Consider the following 20,602-nt stretch of genomic DNA (forward strand, 5'->3'; position numbering starts at 1 on the left):
TGCAGCGGAGCATGCGGCACCATTCCATTTACCAGCGCACCACGGAGCTGGCCCAGGTGAAGCCGCCGCCGAAGGCCACGAGCAGGACCACATCGCCCTTTTTGAGGCGGCCGGCCTTGTTGGCTTCGTCCAATGCCACGGGGATGGTGGCTGCGCTTGTGTTGCCGTATTTGTCCAGATTCATGAACACACGGTCCAGCGGCAGATTCAAGCGTTCGGCGATGGCGCCGATGATGCGGGCATTGGCCTGATGCGGAATGACGAGGCTCACATCCGAGGCGCTGAGTCCGGCGATTTCCAGCGCCTGCTGGGAGGCCTCCAGCATGCGGGTCACGGCGTGCTTGAAGGTCTCGCGGCCTTCCATGTGGATGGTGTTCGGATAGCTGGCCACGTTTTCCGGCGTGATCGGGCATGCGGAGCCACCACCGGGGACTTTCAGCACATCGGCCAGGGTGCCGTCCGTGCCCATGACAGTGGAAAGCACCCGCCCGGGAGCTTCCACAGATTCATCCGCGCGGCGGATCACCACAGCGCCTGCGCCATCGCCAAAGAGCACGCAGGTGTTGCGGTCCTTCCAGTTGATGAGGCTGCTGAGCTTTTCCGCGCCGATGACCAGGGCGGTGGTGCGGTTGCCAGTGTTGATGAAATGACGCGCGACCTGCAGCGCGTAGAGGAAGCCTGAGCAGGCGGCGGAAATGTCAAAGCACACGGCATTGCTGGCACCGATCTTCTTCTGTACAAAGCATGCGGTGGAGGGGAAGAACATGTCTGCCGTGACGGTGGCCACGATGATGAGCTGGATTTCCTCGGGGGAGACTCCGGCGTCTGCCATGGCGCGGCGGGCGGCCTCGGCGGCGAGATCGCTGGTGGCCTGGTCTGCTGCGGCGATGCGGCGCTCCTTGATGCCGGTGCGGGAAGTGATCCACTCGTCGGAGGTTTCGACCATCTTGGAAAGGTCGTCGTTGGTCAGCACTTTTTCAGGCATGTAACTGCCGGTGCCAATGATGCTGGAGGCGCAAAAGGGCTGGGAACTAGGAGCGGGCATGGAGGGAAATGGAGTGGGCGGTTGCGGCGGCTTCGATGTGCGGCCCCAGCTGATGCTGGATGGACTCACAGGCCTGCCGGATGGCGTTTTTCATGGCAAAAGGAGAGGCGCTGCCATGGGCGATGATGGTGATGCCGCGCAGGCCGAGCAGCGGCATGCCGCCGACCTCGTCGGGATTGGTGCGGGTGTGCACGCGCTTGAAGGCGGGCTTGGCCAGGAGGCCGCCGATCTTCGTCCAGAAGCCGCTCTTAATTTCGCTCTTCACCATGCTGAAAATGGTGTGGGCCAGCGCCTCGGCGTTTTTCAAGATGACGTTTCCAGTGAAGCCATCGCACACGACGACATCGGGCGGAGTTTCCCAGACGTCATGGCCTTCCACGTTGCCCAGGAAGTTGATGCCGGCGGTGTGGCGCAGGAGCTTGCTGGTCTCTTTGCAGAGGGCGTTGCCCTTTTCCTCTTCGGTGCCGTTGGACATGAGGCCCACGGTGGGGTTCTCACGGCCCAGCACGTGGCGTGCGTAGGCGCTGCCCATGATGGCATTCTGCACCAGATGCGCAGGCTCGCTGTCGGGGTTGGCACCGGCATCGATGAGCAGCCAGTGCTTGGTCAGCGAGGGCATGATGGCGGCGATGGCGGGGCGCTCCACATGGCTCAGCGTGCGCATCTTGATGAGGGATGCGGTGACGGCGGCACCGGTGTGGCCGGCGCTGACGACGGCGTCCGCCTTGCCCGCCTTCACGAGATCCACGGCGACGCTGATGGAGCTGTCTTTCTTTTTGCGGACGGCGTCCAGCCCGCTGTCAGCCATGTCCACCACCTGGCTGGCGGGGACGATTTCGAGCTTGGGGCTGGAGATGCCATGCTTCTGCAGCTCCTTTTCGATGGCCTCCGGCACACCCACCAGAAACAACTTGGTGATGGCAGGCAGCGACTCGAGGGCGAGTTTGACGCCAGCGATGGGGTTTTGCGGGGCAAAATCGCCCCCCATGACATCCAGTGCGATCTTCATTCCTGCGGTTGCGTGAGAGTCTTCAAAAGTATCGGGAAGGGAAGTTCTAAAGCGTGCGGAGCGGGGAATGCAAACGGGAGTTTTTGGGGCTGGGGGCAAAAACAAACCGGGGGCGCAATCGCTGCGCCCCCGGCCTGAAATAACTGGCTGTTGTGGCCCGACGATTAGTACACGCCTTCCACGATGGTCTTCTCCATCGCACCGAAGGGGCGCACGTCGGCCACGCCGTCCCAGGCGTAGGGGGCACGGGGCTTGCGGCGCATGGCTTCGTCGCGCTCCAAGAAGCGAGGCATGAAGAACTCCTTGGTCAGGGTGGTCAGCTCCACGCGGCCCCAGGTGTCGTACTCCACGGTCTTGTCCGTCTCCTTGGGATCGACCACACGCAGCACGGCGCGGGGCTGTGGGGCGTAGTAGGTGATGGAGAAGTTGTCCTCGGGCGTGAGGGGGACGCTGGCGGCCAGACCCATGAGGGTGTTGCCGTAGGTGGGGTAGAAGCCGATGCGGTTTTCCAGCACTTCTTCCACGATGAAACGCACGTACTGCGGGGTCATGGTGGTGCCGCCCACGAAGCAGCCGCGGATGCCGGCGGCATAGAGGTCCACCTTTTCAGCGAGGGCTTCGAGGAGCTTCGGGGTGGTGAAGATGGCGGAAATCTTGCGGTTTTTCAGCAGCAGCACGGCCTGATCGACCACGTGGTCCATGTACTGGCGGGCCACGTCTCCCTGCTTGTTGGAGATGAGCTTTTTCACAAAGCGCGGGTCGAGATCCACGAAATAGCAGGAGCTGCCGCGGTAGTTGGCCAGATGCTCCACAGCAAGGCGCAGGCGGCGGGGGCCTGTGGGGCCGACCATGATCCAGGATTCACCTGGCGGGAAGTGCTTGTCGTCGAGCTTGTGGCTGAACTCCTCGTAGTCGACGCGGAAGTCGTTCCAGCCGATGCGCTGCTTGGGCATGCCGGTGGTGCCGCCGGTTTCGAAGATGTTGAAGGGCTTGCCCTTGAAAGCGGCGGGCACCCAGACCTCGGGCTGCTGGTCGCGCAGCCATTCGTCCTGAAAGTGTGGGAAGTTTGCCAGGATGTCCTCGTAGCTGTTCACCTTGCCACGGGGATCGAAATTCTTCTTCGCCCAGTCGAGCCAGAAGGGGCAGCCGGTCTCCGGGGAGAAATGCCAGTTGATGATTTCGCGGACTTGGTTGTCGAGCTGGGCTTTGGCTACGTCTGGGGTCATGGAGGTCTAGGGTAGGGGAGCGGGACTTTGAAAAGGGCGGCAGTAAACGAAAGTGAAAAACGCTCCCTTTCGAGCAAACCACCGTGAATTTTTTTTCGGCGAAACCGCCAAAACATGCGAACACTCCTTCTCCAACCATGAAACTCAATCACCTGTTCCTATCTGCAGTCGTGTTGCTGGCCGTGTCTTCGTGCGTCGTTGCCCCTGGCTACCGCCGGCCTGTCGTGCGCGGTCCTGTCTACGGCGGCCCTGTGGTCCGCCCGGTCGTCGTGCCCGTGGGCGCACGTCCGTACTACCATGGCGGCGTCCGTTATTACAACCACCGCGGCGTCTGGTATCGCCCGCACGGCGGCGGCCACATCATCGTGCCCCGTCCGTTCTAAAAAAACGAGCTGCGCGGCACTCCGGGCGGCGTTTTCAAGGAATGCTGGCGTGGTGGCTGATTGATGCTCTCATGCGGGCCGCATGACGCCAACAGACGCTGAGGCCTTTTCCGCCGCCACCTATCGCAAGGTGGCATGGAGGCTCATCCCCTTTCTCTTTGCCTGCTACATCCTGGCCTACCTGGACCGGGTGAACGTAGGCTTTGCCAAACTGGGGATGAAGGTGGAGCCGTGGTTTTCGGACGCGGTGTTTGCCACGGGGTCGGGCATCTTTTTTGTCGGCTATTTTCTGTTTGAGGTGCCGGGAAACATCATGCTGCACCGGGTGGGCGCGCGGCTGTGGATCGCGCGCATCATGATCGGCTGGGGACTCGTCTCAGCGGGCATGGCGTACTGCTCCAGTCCGACGGCGTTTTACACCATGCGGTTCATTCTGGGCATCGCGGAGGCGGGGTTCTTTCCCGGGATCATCCTGTACCTGACCTATTGGTTTCCGCGCGAGCACCGGGCGCGCATGGTGGCGCTGTTCATGACGGCGATCGCTCTGGCGGGTGTGTTTGGCTCCCCGCTGTCCGGCTGGCTGCTGGAGCGTGCCACGAACTGGTATGGCCTCAAAGCCTGGCAGTGGCTCTTCATCATCGAGGGCCTGCCGAGCGTGCTGATCGGCTGCAGCGTGCCGTTTCTGCTGACGGACCGCCCGGCGCAGGCGAAATGGCTGACCCCGGAAGAAAAGGCCCTGCTGCATGCGCGGCTGGAGGCCGATGAACAGGCCAAGACCGGGGAAGGGCATGCCAACCACAGCGCGTGGGACGCCTTCAAATCGCCGCAGGTGTGGCTGTGCAGCCTCATCTACTTTGGCATCGTGGTGGGCATCTACGGTGCTTCGTTCTGGCTGCCGCAGATCGTGGAAAACACCTTCACGAAAGACAAATGGCTCGTGGGATTGTACTCCGCCATCCCGTGGAGCTGTGCCGCCATAGGCATGGTGCTGGTGTGCCGGCACTCGGACCGTACCCGCGAGAGACGCTGGCATGTGGGCCTCTCCGCGCTGGTGGCTGCGGTGGCCTTTGTGGTGAGCGGCTTGCCGGGCATGCCGCCAGTGGCGGTGATGGTGGCGCTGGCGTTTGCCATCACCGGAGTGATGGCGGCTGCGTCCTGCTTCTGGGCGCTGCCCACGGCCATCCTGTCTGGCACTGCGGCGGCGGCGGGCATCGCCTTGATCAATTCCCTCGGCAACCTCGCGGGCTACCTGAGCCCGGAAATGGTGGCCTATCTGAAAAAGCATTACGACATGAGCATGGCGCTCAATGGCATCGCCGCCATGGTCGCGCTCAGCGCGGTCGCGGTGCTCTGCGGCCGCTTTGGTCCTGAATCTCGCAAAACTACATGAGCCTAACCCTCACCCAAGACGACAACACCGCCCTTTTCCGCAAAGCCTGGACGCTCTACGACACGATCTCCGAGAAGAACTACATGTTCCACCGGGAAATCTACGCGCAGGTGGCTGACCTGCTGCGTCAGCGCCATGCGCAGGGGCCGTACCACATTCTTGATCTCGGCTGCGGCAATGCGCGCTTCCTTGCGCCCTGCCTGCAGGCTGCTCCCCCGGAGACTTACGACGGCGTGGACCTCTCCGCCTCGGCGCTGGAGGAGGCGCGGGGGTATCTGAAAGGCATCGCCAACGCCGGCCTGCACCACAAGGACATGCTGCATGCGGTGGAAAATGCGGACACGGCCTTTGACATCATCTTCACCGGTTTCGCCGTGCACCACCTGGATGCCGAGGGCAAGCAGCGCCTGCTCACGGCCTGCGCCGAGCGACTTGCTCCTGGAGGCAGTTTGATCATGGTGGATGTGCTGCGTGAGGAAGGCCAGACGCGGGAGCAATACATGGACGGCTACCTCGGCTTTATGCGCACGCAGTGGACGGAGGTGGTCCCGGATCAGCTCGCTGAAGCCTGCGCGCATGTGGAGGCGTACGACTTTCCTGAGACGCTGACGGACCTCACCAGCATGGCGAAACAGGCCGGGCTGTCGCAGACGGAGGTCGTCGGGCAGTTCTACCGGCACTACGTTCTGCGGTTCACGGTGTGAAAGACGCCGTAAACGCGCCTCGTTTGCTCCGGACCCCCTGATGATCCGACGCGCCCCCGCCTTCGTATTCGCCTTTCTGACGACCGCTGCCAGTGCCGCGGACATGACGCATTTTGAGCAGCGCATCCGGCCGCTGCTCATCGCCAATTGCATCGACTGCCACGGGCCGGACAAGCAGAAGGGCGGGTTGCGCCTGGACTCGCGTGCTGGCTGGCAAATGGGTGGCGACAGCGGGCCCGCCGTGGTGCCGGGCAAGAGCGCCGAGAGCAAGCTGTGGCAGGCCGTGTGCTACTCGGACCGCGATCTGAAAATGCCGCCGAAGCGCAAGCTCAAGGACAGCGAGATCGCGGACATCAAGCAGTGGATCGATGACGGGGCGCCGGATCCGCGCGATGAAGTGGCCAGCAGCGGGGGCAAATCGAAAAGCGCCCGCGCCGATGGGAGCTTCTGGTCCTTTCAGCCGCCCAAGGCTGCGCCGGTTCCCGCTGTCAAAAACACCGCCTGGCCTGCGAATGACATCGACCGCTTCATTTTGGCGAAGCTGGAAGAAAACAAGCTCACCCCGGCGCCGGATGCGAGTGCCGCCACCTTGCTGCGCAGGCTGGCGTTTGATCTCACCGGACTGCCACCCGAAAAGACAGAGGCGGCAAAGCTGACGGATGCGGCCTATGAAAAGAAGGTGGATGAACTGCTGGCCTCCACCGCCTTTGCGGAGCGTTTTGCCTCGCACTGGCTGGACATCACGCGCTTTGCGGAATCCTCCGGCGGCGGGCGCTCGCTGCCGTTCAAGGACGCATGGAGGTTTCGCGATTACGTCATCGAATCCATTCGCGACAACGTGCCGCTGGACCGCATGATCACCGAGCATCTGGCGGGAGACATCATGCCTGCCCAAGACGCCGCCGCACGTCGCCGCCAGGTCACTGCCACAGGCTTTCTGGCGCTGGGGCCCACCAACTACGAGGAGCAGGACAAGGGCATGCTGCGCATGGATATCGTGGACGAGCAGCTCGACACCATGGGCCGCGCCTTCCTCGGCATGACGATCGGCTGCGCGCGCTGCCACGATCACAAGTTTGACCCCATCTCCGCGCGCGATTACTACGCGCTGGCGGGCATCATGCGCAGCACCAAGACGCTGCGAAACTACACCGACAACGTGGCCCACTGGATCGACACCCCCCTGCCGCTGGATGGCGCGGCGGAGTCCGAACTGCAAAAGCACGAGAAGCAGGTGAACGAGCTCAAAGATCAGATCGCTCAGCTTAAAGACAGCCTGCGAGATGCAGGCAGCGCGGATCTGCGCACACGCAAAACCATCGCCCTGAGCGATCTCCCAGGCATCGTGGTGGATGACAGCGCGGCGCAGAAGGTCGGCATGTGGAAGCAGTCCACCAGCTACGCACCCTACATCGGCGCGGGCTATCTCAGCGACAACAACGAAGGGAAGGGCGAGAAGACCGTGACCTTCACGCCGAAGCTTCCCAAGACCGGACGCTACGAAGTGCGCGTGGCCTTTAATGCGGGACCCAATCGCGCCGAGAGCGCCACCGTGACCATCCTGCACGCCGATGGCGAGGACCTGAAAGCCATCAAGCTGAGCACGGACAGCCTCAGGGGCCTGCAGTTTGCCTCTCTGGGCACCTACCGCTTCGAAGCCAACGGGCAGGGCTTTGTGCTCATTTCAAATGCCAGTTCCCAGGGCTATGTCACGGTGGATGCGGTGCAGTTCCTCCCTGCGGAAGAAGCCACGCCGAACGAGCCGGTGGCAAAAAAGGAATCGCCCACCGCCACCAAGCTCAAGCGCCAGCTCGCTGAACTGGAGAAGGAACTCAAGGTCCTGCAAAAGGACCAGCCCGACCGCCCTGAGGCCATGTCCGTGGCGGACGACACCGCGCCGGAGGATGCGAAGATCCACATCCGCGGCAGCACACGCAATCTCGGTGCGACGGTGCCGCGTGGCTTCATTCAGGCTGCGCTGCATGGCAAGGCACCCACCATGCCGGCAGATGCGAGCGGCCGCCTCGAGTTGGCGCAATGGATCACCTCACCGGAAAATCCGCTCACAGCGCGCATCATGGTCAACCGCGTGTGGCACTGGGTTTTTGGTGCGGGCATCGTGCGCACCACGGACAACTTTGGCTCCACCGGGGAGGCGCCGAGCCATCCCGAACTGCTCGATCATCTGGCGCTGAAGTTCATCGAAGACGGCTGGAGCCTGAAGCACCTTGTGAAGCAGATGGTCATGAGCCACGCCTACCGCATGAGCTCCAGCGCGCCCACGCTCTCCCAAGATCCGGACAACCGTCTGCTGAGCCACATGAACCGCAAGCGCATGGATGCGGAGTGCCTGCGCGATGCCATGCTTTCCGCCGCCGGCACGCTGGACCGGGCCTTTGGCGGCCCGGGCGTGAGCGATGTGAAAACCGTCGATGCGAACGACCAGAAGATTCAAAACATCGAATACGGCTACCAGTTCCTCGACACCCGCCGCAGCCTTTACACCGCCGCCTTCCGCAACGTGCGCCACCCGCTGTTTGAAGTCTTCGACTTCGCCGACATCAACCAGCCCATCGCCCAGCGCACCACCAGCACCGTGGCGACGCAGGCGCTGTTTCTCATGAATTCGCCCAAGGTGATCGAGCAGGCGCGGTTTGCCGCGGATCGCGTGCTCAAGTCAGCGCAGGAAATGGACCCGCGCATCGACAACGCATTCCAGGAGTCCCTTCAACGCAAGCCCACGGCGAATGAGAAAACGCAGGTGCGGGAGTTCCTGGAGTCCAGCCTCTCCGGCAACGCGACCGCGGAGGACGTGCGGGACCTGTGGGCGAGGTTCATTCAGACCCTGTGGTCCACGCCGGAGTTTCGGTTTTTGGATTGAGGAGGGACGAGGCGGGGGGCGGCCTTCGGCGGCCGTCGTGCCAGGGAGAATGATGGAGGGGGTATTTGCTCTGGCTGTTCAATGTTCGCCGGCCACCAACCCCCAGCTTTAAGGTGTGGGAGGCTGAATCACTCCAAGCATGAAGAGTGTGCAAACGACGCCTGCCATCGTGGAGAAAAATACGGTTCTGCGCAGTGAAGAACGATTTTTTATGACCCATGCCTTTGAAAACCCCTGATCTCCAGGACGTATCAACATCCAACCTTTCAGCAGACTGATGTTGCCGAACGCGAGGGCGAAATTGAAGAGTGCGATGAGCCAGCCGATCATAAGCACGAGTGTTTGGGAGGGAGGCGATGGCCCCGTTCATCATGATTGAAAGCCCGTGGCAAGTTCATGAGAGGTGGCTTTCTGGGGCTGGCAAATTGCGCCACTCTCAAGGCGCAGCAAACAGTTTCACGACCTCCATCGCATCCAGCACGCACACGACGCCGGAGCCGGAGGTGAGCAGGGCGGTGAGCTTGGTGGTGTGGCGGTGTTTCTGGAGCCAGGCCTGCGAGTATTCCAAGTCCAGCGGATGCACGTGCAGCCAGCCCTTCAGCAGCGTGAAGTTGAAGAAGGCTATCGCGAAAAGAAGGAAGGCAACCAGCAAGCCGATCATGGAGGAGGAATGTTTTGTGGGGGAAAGCGAAACTAGCACAGATAGGCAAGGGGGCAAGGGATGGTCAAGAGACTGGGCCCAGCCCCTTGACGGCCTCACTCCATCGCGCCACGAATCCAGAGCTTCAGCGTTCCATCGTAGGCGGTCTCCGTGCAGGTGTAGCAGTCTGGCACCTCGGCGCAGTGGCCATAATAGGTAACGACGCGTGTGCCCACGGGCTTCTGTTCCAACTGCGTCTGCACGTGCAGGGTGTAGTCGTCGTAGAGCTGAGAGGCCATCTCGACTTCACGATCGATGCGCAGCATCGGAAGGATGTTTTCTTCAAAGGGATTGAAAAGGTAAAAGGCATCGAAGCTGTCAAACGGCATCGCGGTGATGTTGCCGTGAATGATTTCCGCCCGCGTGATGCGATGAAGGTGCAGCATCTCGCGTGCAGCTGTGGCGAGCCTGCCGCGCTGCTCCACGCCGGTGAAATGGCCCTGCGTGGTGGCTGCACCGATGGCACAGAATTTTCCGGGGCCACAGCCGATGTCCAGCACGCGGGTTTGCGGCTGTATTGCGAGCATTTGCAAGGCGGTGTGGCAGACCTCCACCGGCGTCCAGTGGCAGTCGGACTGCACGCGGATGTGCTCGGGGTAGTGCTGGTCAAACTCGTGGTCCTGCAGCGCGTGCAGAACTGCGACCTCGGAGTCGATAAACGAACTGTCTCTGCGCGGATAAAAAAGGGTGGACATGGTGGCGGCCTCCGCAGAGTGCAGCGGAAGCTGACGAAGCCAAACTGCTTCTCAGCCGCCTTCTGAGGACTCTGCATCCTACGCTCACGGTTTCCACCACGCATCGAGCTTGGCACTCAGCGCCTTCACTTTGTCGGTCTGACCCGTGGCGAGGTTTTTCTCTTCGGTGGGATCGGCTTTTAGGTCGTAGAGTTCCACCACGTCGTTGGGTTGGTTGGCGGCGTGGGGGACGATGAGCTTGTCGTAGCCATCCACAATCCAGCGCCACTTCAAGCTGGAGGCGGGCACATTGAGGTCCACGAAGTTGTGGGTGAAGCATTCGCCATAGAGCGTCTTGCGAGAGCTCACGGCGGAGTCGTCCAGCAGATTGATGCCGGGGAAGGTCTTGGTCGGCTCGATGCCCACAGCCCTGAGCAGCGTGGGCACGAGGTCGATGGACTGCGCGAGTTCCTCGGTCTTTTTTGGCTGCACATGGCCAGGCCAGCGGATCATGATGGGGGTGCGCAGGCCGCCGTCATACTGGCTTTGCTTTGACTTCTCGGCATAGCGGCCGGTCTTGGGATTGGTGATCCAGCCGTTGTCGCTGAGGTAAACGAAGATGGTGTTTTCCTTCAGGCCCTGGTCGTCGATGTGCTTGATTAGTTCGCCGCAGGTTTCATCAAACCACTCCACCATGGCCCAGTACTTCGCCACGGGAACGCTCGGGGTTTTGTCCTTGTACTTGTCAAACAGGCGCTGCGGTGGCGTGTGCGGATCGTGCGGCATCATGGGCGCATACCAGACCATGAAGGGCTTCTGCTGCTTTTTGGCTTCGGCGATGAAATCATAGATGGGCTTCATGGTCTTGCGACCGATGTCCAGGCCTGCATCGCCATGGCGCCCGCCGTGGGTCATGCCATGGGTGAAGCCACCACGCTCGTAGCTCTTCTGCCACCACTTGCCGGTTTGCAGGCTGAGGTAGCCCTTTTGTTTCAGCATGGTGGGCAGCGTGCCCGCTTCTTCGAGGTGCTTGCTCATCACCTCGCGCCCGGCTTCAAACTGCGGGCTGCCTGAAAATTCCCTGGGCTTCATGCCTGCGGGGATGGGCGGATCATTGCTGGTGACTTTGTGCTGATGCGGATACAGCCCGGTGATCATCGTGGCCAGGCTGGGGCAGCAGAGGCTGCAGGGCACGTAGCCCCGCGTGAAGGTACGGCTCTCCGCAGCCAGCCGGTCCAGGTTCGGCGTCTGCACCACGGTGTTTCCCATGAAGCCGTAGTCGCTGTACAAATGATCATCCGAAATGATCATGACGATGTTCGGCGGCGCATCAGCAGCGCTGAGGAGGCAGGGAAAGGCAAGCAGCGAGAGGAAAAGGCGGCGGATCATGAGCGTGGTTGGGGCGCATGAAAACGAACGCGCCGCAAAGCATCTTGCCAGAAGGTGGGGCGGGTGATTGAATGCGGGGCATGGGAGTAAATCACGAGCAACCTCAACCTGCGAAAAGTTCCTGGTGGTTTGTGTGGATTGCATCCAGCATCGTTCTGCCTGCCATTGTTGGAATACTGCTGTCTCAACCAAGCTATCCCAGGATCATCCTTGCTGTTTTCCTGATTTTTATAGGTCTAAGTTTGCACACGGCATCCTGCATCAAAATGAATCAAAAAGGCAGCCCCCCGCTTTTTCTCATGGCCCTTGGCGGCTGGGTGCTGATGGGGGCATTTATCTCTGCTGGCTGTGTGCTTCCCATGCCTCACATTTGATGAACGATGTCTGAACCCGAAGGCCCTTCATCACCACCTTCCGGTCCTCCTCCGGTTCCACCGCCCGCTCCAGCCGGTGGCGGCTGGTGGATTGCGTGGATCCTTAGCGTCTTGGTCCTGCCGCCCGTTGCGGTTTTTTTGGGTTTGAGCAACGGTGGGAAGATCTCCCAGGGCTTCGCGGTTGCGCTGGGGCTTTCCGCCGTGCTCCTTCACCTGCTGTCGTGCAGCCAGCTTGCCCCCAAAGGCTGCATGTTCCATGTGCTGTTTTTCGGCGGCTATGCGCTGCTGTTGCTAGTGCTGTTCTTCGGCTGCGCGATGAATGCTCCATACTGATCGTGATGACGCCTCAAACGGAAAGCGCCTTGCAGCGCGAGGGATTCGCGGTTGTATCCCCGGGATGGTTGAAGCGTGCCGCCTGCAGACATCACCACCTCGCATGGCTCTCGACCCAATTTTCAAGACATGAATGAAGCTCCTCCACCCATGTCACAGTCTGCCATTCTCCGCAGAGGGGCCTGGTGGATCAGTTGGATTTTGGCGGGCATCGTTCTGCCTGCACGAGGCTGGTGTCTGATGCCTGCGTCTTTTTTCGCCGGATGCACCCGAAACTTTTCCACTCATTGAGCCATGTCTGACTCCTTGCTGCCGCCCGCACCTGATCCTCCTCCGGTTCCACCGCCCGCTGCGGCAGCCAGTGGCGGCTGGTGGCTGGCGTGGATTCTTGCCACCGTGGTCATGCCCGGGGCTGCGATTCCGGTGGTGGATCATTTGCCGGATACGCCGCTCAGCGTGGCAATTTGCTGGGCTGGCGCGGCTGTGATCCTGATCTCGCACGTGGTTTCCTCCGTGAGGCTTGGCAGGAAGCGCTCGGGCTGTTTGATCGCGGCGCTGATCGTCGGCGGGTGGGGACTGATGCTGGTCTCCTTCTTTGTCGGCTGTGTGACGATCATGAACAACAGGAGTTTCCATTAATGACGGCCAAGCTGCTGAAACGCACCACCTCGCGCTGCCCGAAGTGCCACAGGCCATGCCCGGCGACCGTCGAGCAGCAGAGCGGCAAAGTGTACCTGAAGCGCCGCTGCATCGCGCATGGGGAATTCAGCGCGTGCATCGCCAGTGATGCTCGCTTCTACTGGCTGGCGCAGGGGAAGGAAGAGAACCGCTGCTGCTCCGGGGGCGCGTGCTGCACGGCGGAGGGAACGTCCGTCGGGACGCTGGGGCGCAACGCCGCAGGACGCGGCACCAATCCCATCGAGACGCTCTCCACCTGCCTGGCGCTCATCGAGATTGTGAACTCCTGCAATCTCGCCTGTCCGACGTGCTACGCGGATTCGCCAGTCGGCATCGGCTCAAAGGTGGACGCCATTCCCATGGCGGACATCCAGGCGCGTGTGGACGGCGTCATCGCACGCAAAGGGAAGATCGAAATTTTGCAGCTCTCCGGTGGCGAACCCACGCTGCACCCGCAGCTCGCCGAACTCTGCCGCTGGGCGAAGGCGCATGAGAAAATCGACTTCCTGCTCATCAACTCCAACGGCATCCGCTTTGCCAAAGAGCCCGCGCTTTGTCAGGAACTGGGCGAGATTTTTCACAACGGCGGCCTGCAGGTGTATCTGCAGTTTGATGGATTGCAGGAGGAAGGACACAGCGCATTGCGCGGTGCGGATCTGCGCGAGGTGAAACAAAAGGCGCTGGCCAATCTCGCGGCGGCCAACATCCCCGTCACGCTTGCCATGACGGTGACGCATGAAAATCTGCCGCATCTCTGGCAGACGGTGAGCCATGGCCTCGCGGACCGGAACATCCACGGCATCACCTTTCAGCCGGAGTTTCTCAGCGGACGCAACGCCGCGCCTTCCGCGAAGCAGCGCCTGAACACGGCGGACATCCTCATGGCCGCCGTGGAGCAGTCGCAGGGGCAGCTCCGCTATGAGGACTTCACGCCGCTGCCCTGCGGGGACCCGAACTGCGCCACCATCGGCTATCTCATCCGGCGGGAGGATCAGGTGTGGCATGTGAGCGACTTCCTGGACTTCAGCAAGCTGCAGGGCTTTTTGCAGGACAAGATCCACTACACCCTTGCGGATCTCGCGCAGTGCGGCTGTGAAAACGAGCCGCTGGGCGAACTGCTGAAGACCATGGAAAAGACGCGCAGCATGGCCTTCCGCCTGATGGTGAAACCCTTCATGGATGCGTGGACGTGGGATGAGGACCGCATCGACCGCTGCTGCACGCATGTCATCCGGCCGGACGGCCAGCTCGACTCCTTCTGCCGCTACTACTCCGGCTTTGCCGACACACGCCAGGCCCTGTGAATCCCTCTTCCTTCCCGCAGCACCAGTTTCTTCCCGGCAGCCCGGTTTATGCGCTATGCATGATGCTGGGCGTGGCAGTGGGTGCTGTGTTCTGGTATCGGCGGGCAAAGGGGCGCAGCGACATGCTGCTGATCTACCTCGGGGCGCTGATCGGCGGCTTTGCCGGGGCCAAGGCGGCCTACCTGATGGCGGAGGGCTGGCTGGAGTGGCAGCAGCCGGACCGCCTGCTGCGCTGGGCCACCGGCAAGTCCGTGCTCGGCGGCCTGCTGGGCGCGTATGCCGGGGTGGAGTGGGTGAAGCATCTCGTGGGCCACCGCAGCTCGACGGGAGATGCCTTTGCGGTCATCGTGCCCGTGGGCATCCTGCTCGGGCGCATGGGCTGCTATGTGAACGGCTGCTGCCTCGGCAGGCCGGCGGCGGGAGTCTTTGCCGTGCGCGATGTGCAGGGCGTGGCGCGCTGGCCTGCGCCGTTGGTGGAGGGCGCGTTTCAGGTGCTCATCCTCGCGGTCTTGCTGCTGCTGCAAAGGCGCGGGCTGCTGCGTGACCGGCTGTTTTTCCTCTACCTCGCAGCCTATGGAGTCTTCCGTTTTCTGCACGAGTTCATGCGGGACACGCCTAAGCTCTGGCACGGTCTCAGTGGCTACCAGTTCATCTCGGCGGCGTGCGTGGTGCTAGGGCTTTTCATGATGTGGCGGCGCACGAAATCAATGCTTGCGCACGCAGGTGGCGGTGACAGCCTAGCGCGATCATGATTTGGAATTCCCCCCGGTGTCTGCTGCCGGTTTTATGCCTTGCCCTCCCTGTTCTCTCCTCCTGCAAAATGCATGAGGGCTCGCTCGCTTACAGGGCTGTGCGCAGCGTGTCAGATCCGCTGACCTCGGGGCCGCTGGACCACCTGCCGTTTCCAGATTTGAAGCAGTGGGCTGCGCTTCCCGGCCCCATGCTGGAAGTGCAGGCCAACAGGCTCGTCTCGCGCAGCCTCTTTATCACCGATGCAGAGCTGCCCAAAGGCTCGCCGAAGGCCAGACGCGCCGGTTCGGGCATCACCGGGAGGGCAGGGGACCTCATGGGCATGGTCACCTACCTGCTGGCCATCGCCGCGGGCTCGAGCACGGACGGCACGCTCGGCTCCATCGATGACACGCGCCGCCAGCTCGCGCTCAATGAATTTCCCTTCGTGCTGCTGCAGGGTGAGGATCTTGTGTATGTAAAGCAGGAGAAGCAGGAGTGGCCTCTGCTCGCCCGTGCCAGCAACCGCAGCAAGGTCACCGTCATCACCAAAGACGGCACCTTCTTTGGCATCGCGCAGCGCATTCACTTCCGCAGAAACTCCTCCGAGATCGTGCTCGAAGGAGACCCCACCGTCCAGTCCGGAGAGCAGCACATCAAAGGCGCAAAGCCAGACGCCCTCATGATCCTCGACTTTGCCAAACGCCGCGTGCTGGTAAACGGTCCCGTGGTGGAGAAGAAACTCTTCCGGTAAATCTGCCCGCACCGGTGCAGCAGCGCTCTGGCACAGCAGCCCTCTCGTTCTACGAAAGGAGCATAGCTCATGACCCCGCAGCGCCCGTTTTCATCCCCGCGCCAGCCACGCAGGGCCTTTCTATCTCGCCATCCGCGAAAAAAACTTCCAAGATATTCCGGCTTCCGCCGTGATGCCCGCCGAACACACCCACATGAGCGACTCGCACGACCTCTTCCTCGAAACCCTGCAGCGCTACGAGCGGCCCCTCATCCGCTACGCGCACGGTTACACAGGTGACCTGGAAGACGCGCGGGACATCGTGCAGGACGTGTTTGTGAAGCTCAGCCAGCACATCGCCACGCTCGATACCGAGCGCCTTGCCCCCTGGCTCTTCACCGTGTGCCGCAATCGTGCCCTCGACCATCACCGCAAACATCAACGCCTCGTCGTTATGGAAACCGAAACTCTCGACCTCGAAACTTCCGCCGACCCCGCCCCCAGCGAAGCCCTGGAGCAGCGCGAGACGGCCACGGCCCTGCGCGAACTCATCGACACCCTGCCCGTGCGCCAGCGCGAGGCCGTCCGGCTCAAGTTCATCGCCGGACTCGACTACCAGCAGATCAGCGCCGCCATGCAGACGAGCATCGGCAATGTGGGCTACCTCATCCACCACGGCGTCGCCGCCCTGAAGACCAAATGGCATGCGCACGAGCAGCCTCCGCAGGCCGCGAAACTCAAGCATGCCCTCGCCTGAACCCACTCCCCCCACTCTTTTTTGCAGATCATGAAACCGGAACAAATCACCGCCTGGGCGCTCAATGAAGCCAGCGCCGAAGACCGCCAGCAGCTCGAGGCGGCGCTGCTCGAAAATCCCCAGGACAAACAGAAGGCCGATGAAACGAAAGCCTTCTGCGACTTCCTCCTCGCCGAACTGCGGGACGACTCCCTCGCTCTCACCGACAAACAGCGCGAGCGTCTCGTGGCACAAGCCTCCCGTCCCGCGGAGCAAGGGGGCCGGCCGCCCTCTGAAAAAACACCGCCCGCATCCCGGCCTGCTCCCAGGCCAGCGCAGACGCGGTGGAACTTCGGCGTCATCGTCCGCCTCGGCATTGCCGCCTGTGCCGTGCTGGGCGGCTTTTGGACGTGGCAGACCCTTTCCCACCGGAAGGCCGAGTCCCGTCTGGCTCTGGCTGCCACGCCTGCGGCCCCTGGGGAACCCAATTTTAAAGTGCAGGCCCCTTCGCCGTTGGAAGTCAAGAAGAAGGCGGGGCAGGCGGATCTGATCGCGAATGCAGACAAACAGGCCAGAGGGTCCGTGCTCCAGCCACAGCCCGCAGGCAAGCTGCCACCACCCGACCCCGTGGCCGCCGCCCCTGCGCTGCCGACGATCGTCCTCAAAAAAGAGCAGAGCGTCATGACCTCCGGAGACGTGACCAAGCTCAAGCAGATCCAGGATCAGAACGCCTACGCGCTGAACTTTGGCGGAAGTATGGACAAGACGCCCGCTTCGCCTGCGGTGCCGTCCTCCATCACCACAGCGGTGCCCGCACCTGCGGCCTCGAGTCTGGCTTCTGTGGACATGTCTCTGGTTCCGCAAGTCATCGAGTTCAATGGCTTCATCAACTATGGCAGCCCTGTTCTCACACCCACAGAAGGCGTCACGTTCGGCGGGGGCTCCGGCGCAGGCGGTATCGCGAAACAGGGCACGGGGCAGGGGACCTTGGCGGAGGCCCGTGCGGATGCTGGTGGAAACCTGCCGGTGGACCTGATGAAAAGCTCCACGATCACCGTCAAATCCGGCACGAAGTCCTCCATGACCGTCGTCCGTGAGTTCGCCTACCCCGCTGAATTCACGATGACTCCGCAACCCGGGCCGGTGATCCTGCCTGGCGGCAACACCCTCGGCGCAGGAGCAAGCTTCGGCACTGCAGTGAGCACGCCCGCTCCAGCTCCGGTGGGACCAAATCAAATCCAGGTGGGCAAGGTCGTCTCCGGCACCGGCATTCCTGTGGGTGCGATGGTGACGAGCATCACCACGAAAGACTCCTCCTCAAACAACTTCGCTGGCAGCGTTACGGTCAATGGCGGTCTTGCGGGCGGCACTGCCACCGCAGCTCCGGCTTCCCCCATGGCTGCGGCCGCGCCCTCATCTACACCCATGGCGGGTTCTTCCATGATCATCTCGGACGTCAGCGGCAGCGCGGCCATGACCAAAACCGGCGCTGGCACCCTGACCTTGTCTGGCGCCAACACTTACACCGGTGCTACCACCGTCAGTGCAGGCACGCTCAGCATCGATACCATCTCGTCCAGCGCCCCTGCCGCCAGCCCCGCGGCAGCCACGCCGATGGTCGCCGCTGGCAGCGGTGCACTGACCTTGAACGGCGCCAACACCTACAACGGCTACACGATCGTGAACGATGGCACCTTGAAGACGAGCGGAGCAGAAGCGGCCAAAGCCCCGTCCTCCTCCACGGCATCCAGTGGCTCCGGGGCGCTCCTCCGCTCTGATATCAAAAACTACATGGCAGCCAACAGGTTCATCGTAGGGGACAGTGTCAACGGTGGCACCTTGAGCGCGTCTGCTCCCCGCCCGGGTGCAGCCACGGCCGCCGGGGCCAGCATTTCTCCCACGATCTCCCCCACCACTTCAAATGATGATTTGGGCACCGCCAGCGTGAGCTTTGGCCACGCATTCGGAGGCATCCAAAACATCGGCCAGCTTGGCAACACTGGCGGCTACGGCATGAATGACATCCAGCAACTAACGCTGGGAGCAGCCACCCCTCTCTCTGCTGTGGGAGGATTTGACAAGAACGAGGCCGCCCGGGTCGCCGCCACCGCCATGAACTCTGGTGCAACGCTGGACCTCAATGGCACTGCGTCCGGAACTCCGGTGCCCACGGTCACCTTCAATATCAACGGGGCGGCCCCTGCCACAGTGTCAGCAGGTGCCGTCTTCGCATCCACCAGTTCCAACCTCACCACCGCCGCGCCATCGCGGCCACAGATGAACACCACCACCTTTAGTGGGGGCATTGCAGGCGCACCCGCACCCTTGGTGCAGAATCCTCAGCCTGCCCCAGCCCTCACGCTTGCCGGTGGCACGGTCATCACCGCCCCTGTCGGCACCTTGGTTGCAGCTCCCCAGCAGCCCACCGTCACGCTCTCCAGTGGTGGCATGGTCGTTACGCGCCAGGCAGGAGGAAACGTGACCGTCACCACCGCTGGTCCTGCAGGCCAAAATCCCCCGCAGCACACGATGCTTGACGGAACTAGGGCGGAGCCTGTTCCGGCCGCATCTACGGCCATCGTCACGGCCGCCACCGCCACACCGCCCGTTTCCCTCGTGGTCGACATGGATGTCGGAGACACGCGCTACTTCAGCCTCAACTCCACGGCATCCGACTCCAGTAAAGAACTCACGGAGCTAAAGGAGATCGCCGTCACCCGCAAATCTGACTCCTCCAACGAATCCTACACCCGCATCATCGAAAACGAGATGAAGGACGTGCAGCGCGAGCCGCTCTCCACGCTCTCGATTGACGTGGACACCGCCTCCTACGCCAATGTACGCCGCTTCCTGAACCAGAACATGATCCCGCCGCCCGATGCCGTGCGCATCGAGGAGCTCGTTAATTATTTCCCCACTTCCGAAGAAGGCCCTGCGCATGATGCCAAGGAACCTTTCGCCGTGCGTGTGGAGCTGGCCCCGTGCCCCTGGCAGCCCGTGCACAGGCTGGCCCGCATCGCCATCAAAGGCCGTGAGATGGACAAGAACCGCAAGCCCAGCAACCTCGTCTTCCTCGTCGATGTCTCCGGCTCCATGAACGAGCCCGCCAAGCTCCCGCTCGTGCAGCAGTCCCTGCGCATGCTCACCGAGCAGCTCGGGGAAGGGGACCGCGTGACGATGGTCGTCTATGCCGGCAGCAGCGGCGTCGTTTTGCCGCCCACCAATGGCCTGAAGCGCGCCGAGATCCTCGCCGCCATCGACCGCCTCGCCGCTGGTGGCAGCACCCACGGCAGTGCCGGGATCAAGCTGGCCTACGAGCAGGCAGTGGCCGGATTCATCAAAGGCGGCGTGAACCGCGTGATCCTCTGCACCGATGGCGACTTCAATGTCGGCGTCAGCTCCCCCGACGAACTGGAAAAACTCATCAAGCACAAGGCCAAGACCGGCGTCTTCCTCAGCGTCCTCGGCTTCGGCACCGGCAATCTGAAGGACCGCACCATGGAAACCCTGGCCGACAAAGGCAACGGCAACTATGCCTACATCGACAGCCTGAGCGAAGCCCGCAAGGTGCTCGTCGAGCAGATGGGCAGCACGCTCGAAACCATCGCCAAAGACGTCAAAATCCAGGTCGAGTTCAATCCCGCCGCTGTGCGCAGCTACCGCCTCATCGGTTATGAAAACCGCCTGCTTGCCAAGGAAGATTTCAATGACGACACCAAGGACGCCGGCGAGATCGGCGCCGGCCACAGCGTCGTCGCCCTCTACGAACTGGTCCCCGCCAATCTGCCCGCCGGAGCCGAAGGCCGCCCCGCTGTGGATCCCCTGAAATACCAGACCCAGCCCTCCGTCTTCACCCCCGCCCAGCTCGCAGAGGCTGCCAAGAGCGGCGAGACCATGACCGTGAAGCTGCGTTACAAAGCCCCCGACAGCGATCTCAGCAAGCTCATCGAACTGCCCACCAAGGACACAGGCAAAACCCTCACCTCCAGCACCGAGGAGTACAAATTCAGCGCCGCCGTGGCCGGCTTCGGCCTTCTGCTCCGCGACTCCACCTACAAAGGCACCCTTGGCTGGGAAACCGTCCGCCGCCTGGCCCTTGATGGCAAAGGCGCTGACAAACTCGGCTACCGCGGCGAGTTCCTCCAACTCATCGACAAAGCCCGCGGCTTGAAGGAGACGCGCTAACCAAATAGTCCCGTTCGCCTCAACCGGAGTCAGGGATGGGATGCCGTCGCAGTCTTACAGGACCAGAAATCGGGTAGAAAGATGGGTGGGTAGAAAATTTCAGAAATCAGAATTCTGAATCTTTTACCA

Annotated in this window: 17 protein-coding genes; 11 read left to right on the forward strand and 6 right to left on the reverse strand. The window is 62.1% G+C overall.

All coding sequences use genetic code 11. The annotated features are described in order from the left end of the window. Positions 1-28: 28 nt before the first annotated feature. The 3 genes from ACILSO_RS21125 to ACILSO_RS21135 form a co-directional block, all read right to left on the reverse strand. On the reverse strand, positions 29-1,045 hold the full coding sequence (locus tag ACILSO_RS21125) for a beta-ketoacyl-ACP synthase III (protein ID WP_395739439.1): 1,017 nt from the start codon (positions 1,043-1,045) through the stop codon (positions 29-31). Then, positions 1,032-2,054 carry a phosphate acyltransferase PlsX gene (plsX, locus tag ACILSO_RS21130; protein ID WP_395739440.1) on the reverse strand — a complete coding sequence of 341 codons (1,023 nt, stop codon included), beginning with the start codon at positions 2,052-2,054 and terminating at the stop codon, positions 1,032-1,034. The genes ACILSO_RS21125 and plsX overlap by 14 nt, the downstream gene beginning before the upstream one ends. 164 nt (positions 2,055-2,218) lie before the next feature. Next, complete coding sequence (locus tag ACILSO_RS21135) at positions 2,219-3,280, reverse strand: hypothetical protein (protein ID WP_395739441.1); 1,062 nt, start codon at positions 3,278-3,280, stop codon at positions 2,219-2,221. A gap of 137 nt (positions 3,281-3,417) precedes the next feature. On the opposite strand from ACILSO_RS21135, the gene ACILSO_RS21140 reads away from it, so the two are divergent. From ACILSO_RS21140 to ACILSO_RS21155, 4 genes are all read left to right on the forward strand, one after another. Continuing rightward, positions 3,418-3,663: a hypothetical protein gene (locus tag ACILSO_RS21140; protein WP_395739442.1), complete on the forward strand. Its 246-nt coding sequence runs from the start codon at positions 3,418-3,420 to the stop codon at positions 3,661-3,663. An 82-nt stretch (positions 3,664-3,745) separates the two neighbouring features. Further along, positions 3,746-5,053: an MFS transporter gene (locus ACILSO_RS21145; RefSeq protein WP_395739443.1), complete on the forward strand. Its 1,308-nt coding sequence runs from the start codon at positions 3,746-3,748 to the stop codon at positions 5,051-5,053. Beyond that, positions 5,050-5,757, forward strand: a complete 708-nt coding sequence (locus ACILSO_RS21150; RefSeq protein ID WP_395739444.1) for a class I SAM-dependent methyltransferase — start codon at positions 5,050-5,052, stop codon at positions 5,755-5,757. The genes ACILSO_RS21145 and ACILSO_RS21150 overlap by 4 nt, the downstream gene beginning before the upstream one ends. 40 nt (positions 5,758-5,797) lie before the next feature. After that, the gene (locus ACILSO_RS21155; protein WP_395739445.1) at positions 5,798-8,638 is read left to right on the forward strand and encodes a DUF1553 domain-containing protein; all 2,841 of its coding nucleotides are present in this window, start codon (positions 5,798-5,800) and stop codon (positions 8,636-8,638) included. Positions 8,639-9,074: 436 nt separating this feature from the next. Here ACILSO_RS21155 and ACILSO_RS21160 read toward each other — a convergent pair whose 3' ends face one another. The 3 genes from ACILSO_RS21160 to ACILSO_RS21170 all read right to left on the reverse strand — a co-directional run bounded on the left by ACILSO_RS21160 (position 9,075) and on the right by ACILSO_RS21170 (position 11,401). Further along, positions 9,075-9,299 carry a hypothetical protein gene (locus ACILSO_RS21160; protein WP_395739446.1) on the reverse strand — a complete coding sequence of 75 codons (225 nt, stop codon included), beginning with the start codon at positions 9,297-9,299 and terminating at the stop codon, positions 9,075-9,077. A 95-nt stretch (positions 9,300-9,394) separates the two neighbouring features. Then, positions 9,395-10,033, reverse strand: a complete 639-nt coding sequence (locus ACILSO_RS21165) for a class I SAM-dependent methyltransferase (protein ID WP_395739447.1) — start codon at positions 10,031-10,033, stop codon at positions 9,395-9,397. 84 nt (positions 10,034-10,117) lie between these two features. Further along, positions 10,118-11,401 (reverse strand): sulfatase, encoded by a 1,284-nt coding sequence (locus ACILSO_RS21170; protein ID WP_395739448.1) that lies wholly within the window; start codon positions 11,399-11,401, stop codon positions 10,118-10,120. A gap of 485 nt (positions 11,402-11,886) precedes the next feature. On the opposite strand from ACILSO_RS21170, the gene ACILSO_RS21175 reads away from it, so the two are divergent. From ACILSO_RS21175 to ACILSO_RS21205, 7 genes are all read left to right on the forward strand, one after another. Further along, entirely contained in the window at positions 11,887-12,108 is a 222-nt protein-coding gene (locus tag ACILSO_RS21175) for a hypothetical protein (RefSeq protein ID WP_395739449.1), read from the forward strand. A gap of 294 nt (positions 12,109-12,402) precedes the next feature. Then, complete coding sequence (locus ACILSO_RS21180) at positions 12,403-12,747, forward strand: hypothetical protein (RefSeq protein ID WP_395739450.1); 345 nt, start codon at positions 12,403-12,405, stop codon at positions 12,745-12,747. After that, positions 12,747-14,090 (forward strand): radical SAM protein, encoded by a 1,344-nt coding sequence (locus tag ACILSO_RS21185; protein WP_395739451.1) that lies wholly within the window; start codon positions 12,747-12,749, stop codon positions 14,088-14,090. The genes ACILSO_RS21180 and ACILSO_RS21185 overlap by 1 nt, the downstream gene beginning before the upstream one ends. Beyond that, positions 14,087-14,842 carry a prolipoprotein diacylglyceryl transferase gene (locus ACILSO_RS21190; RefSeq protein WP_395739452.1) on the forward strand — a complete coding sequence of 252 codons (756 nt, stop codon included), beginning with the start codon at positions 14,087-14,089 and terminating at the stop codon, positions 14,840-14,842. The genes ACILSO_RS21185 and ACILSO_RS21190 overlap by 4 nt, the downstream gene beginning before the upstream one ends. 107 nt (positions 14,843-14,949) lie before the next feature. Further along, positions 14,950-15,573, forward strand: a complete 624-nt coding sequence (locus ACILSO_RS21195) for a hypothetical protein (protein WP_395739453.1) — start codon at positions 14,950-14,952, stop codon at positions 15,571-15,573. A 193-nt stretch (positions 15,574-15,766) separates the two neighbouring features. After that, a complete protein-coding gene (locus ACILSO_RS21200; protein WP_395739454.1) occupies positions 15,767-16,309 on the forward strand; it encodes an RNA polymerase sigma factor in 543 nt (180 codons plus the stop codon). 30 nt (positions 16,310-16,339) lie between these two features. After that, entirely contained in the window at positions 16,340-20,473 is a 4,134-nt protein-coding gene (locus ACILSO_RS21205; RefSeq protein ID WP_395739455.1) for a von Willebrand factor type A domain-containing protein, read from the forward strand. Positions 20,474-20,602: the final 129 nt, after the last annotated feature.

It is taken from the genome of Prosthecobacter sp., from assembly GCF_044226605.1.
Taxonomy (GTDB): domain Bacteria; phylum Verrucomicrobiota; class Verrucomicrobiia; order Verrucomicrobiales; family Verrucomicrobiaceae; genus Prosthecobacter.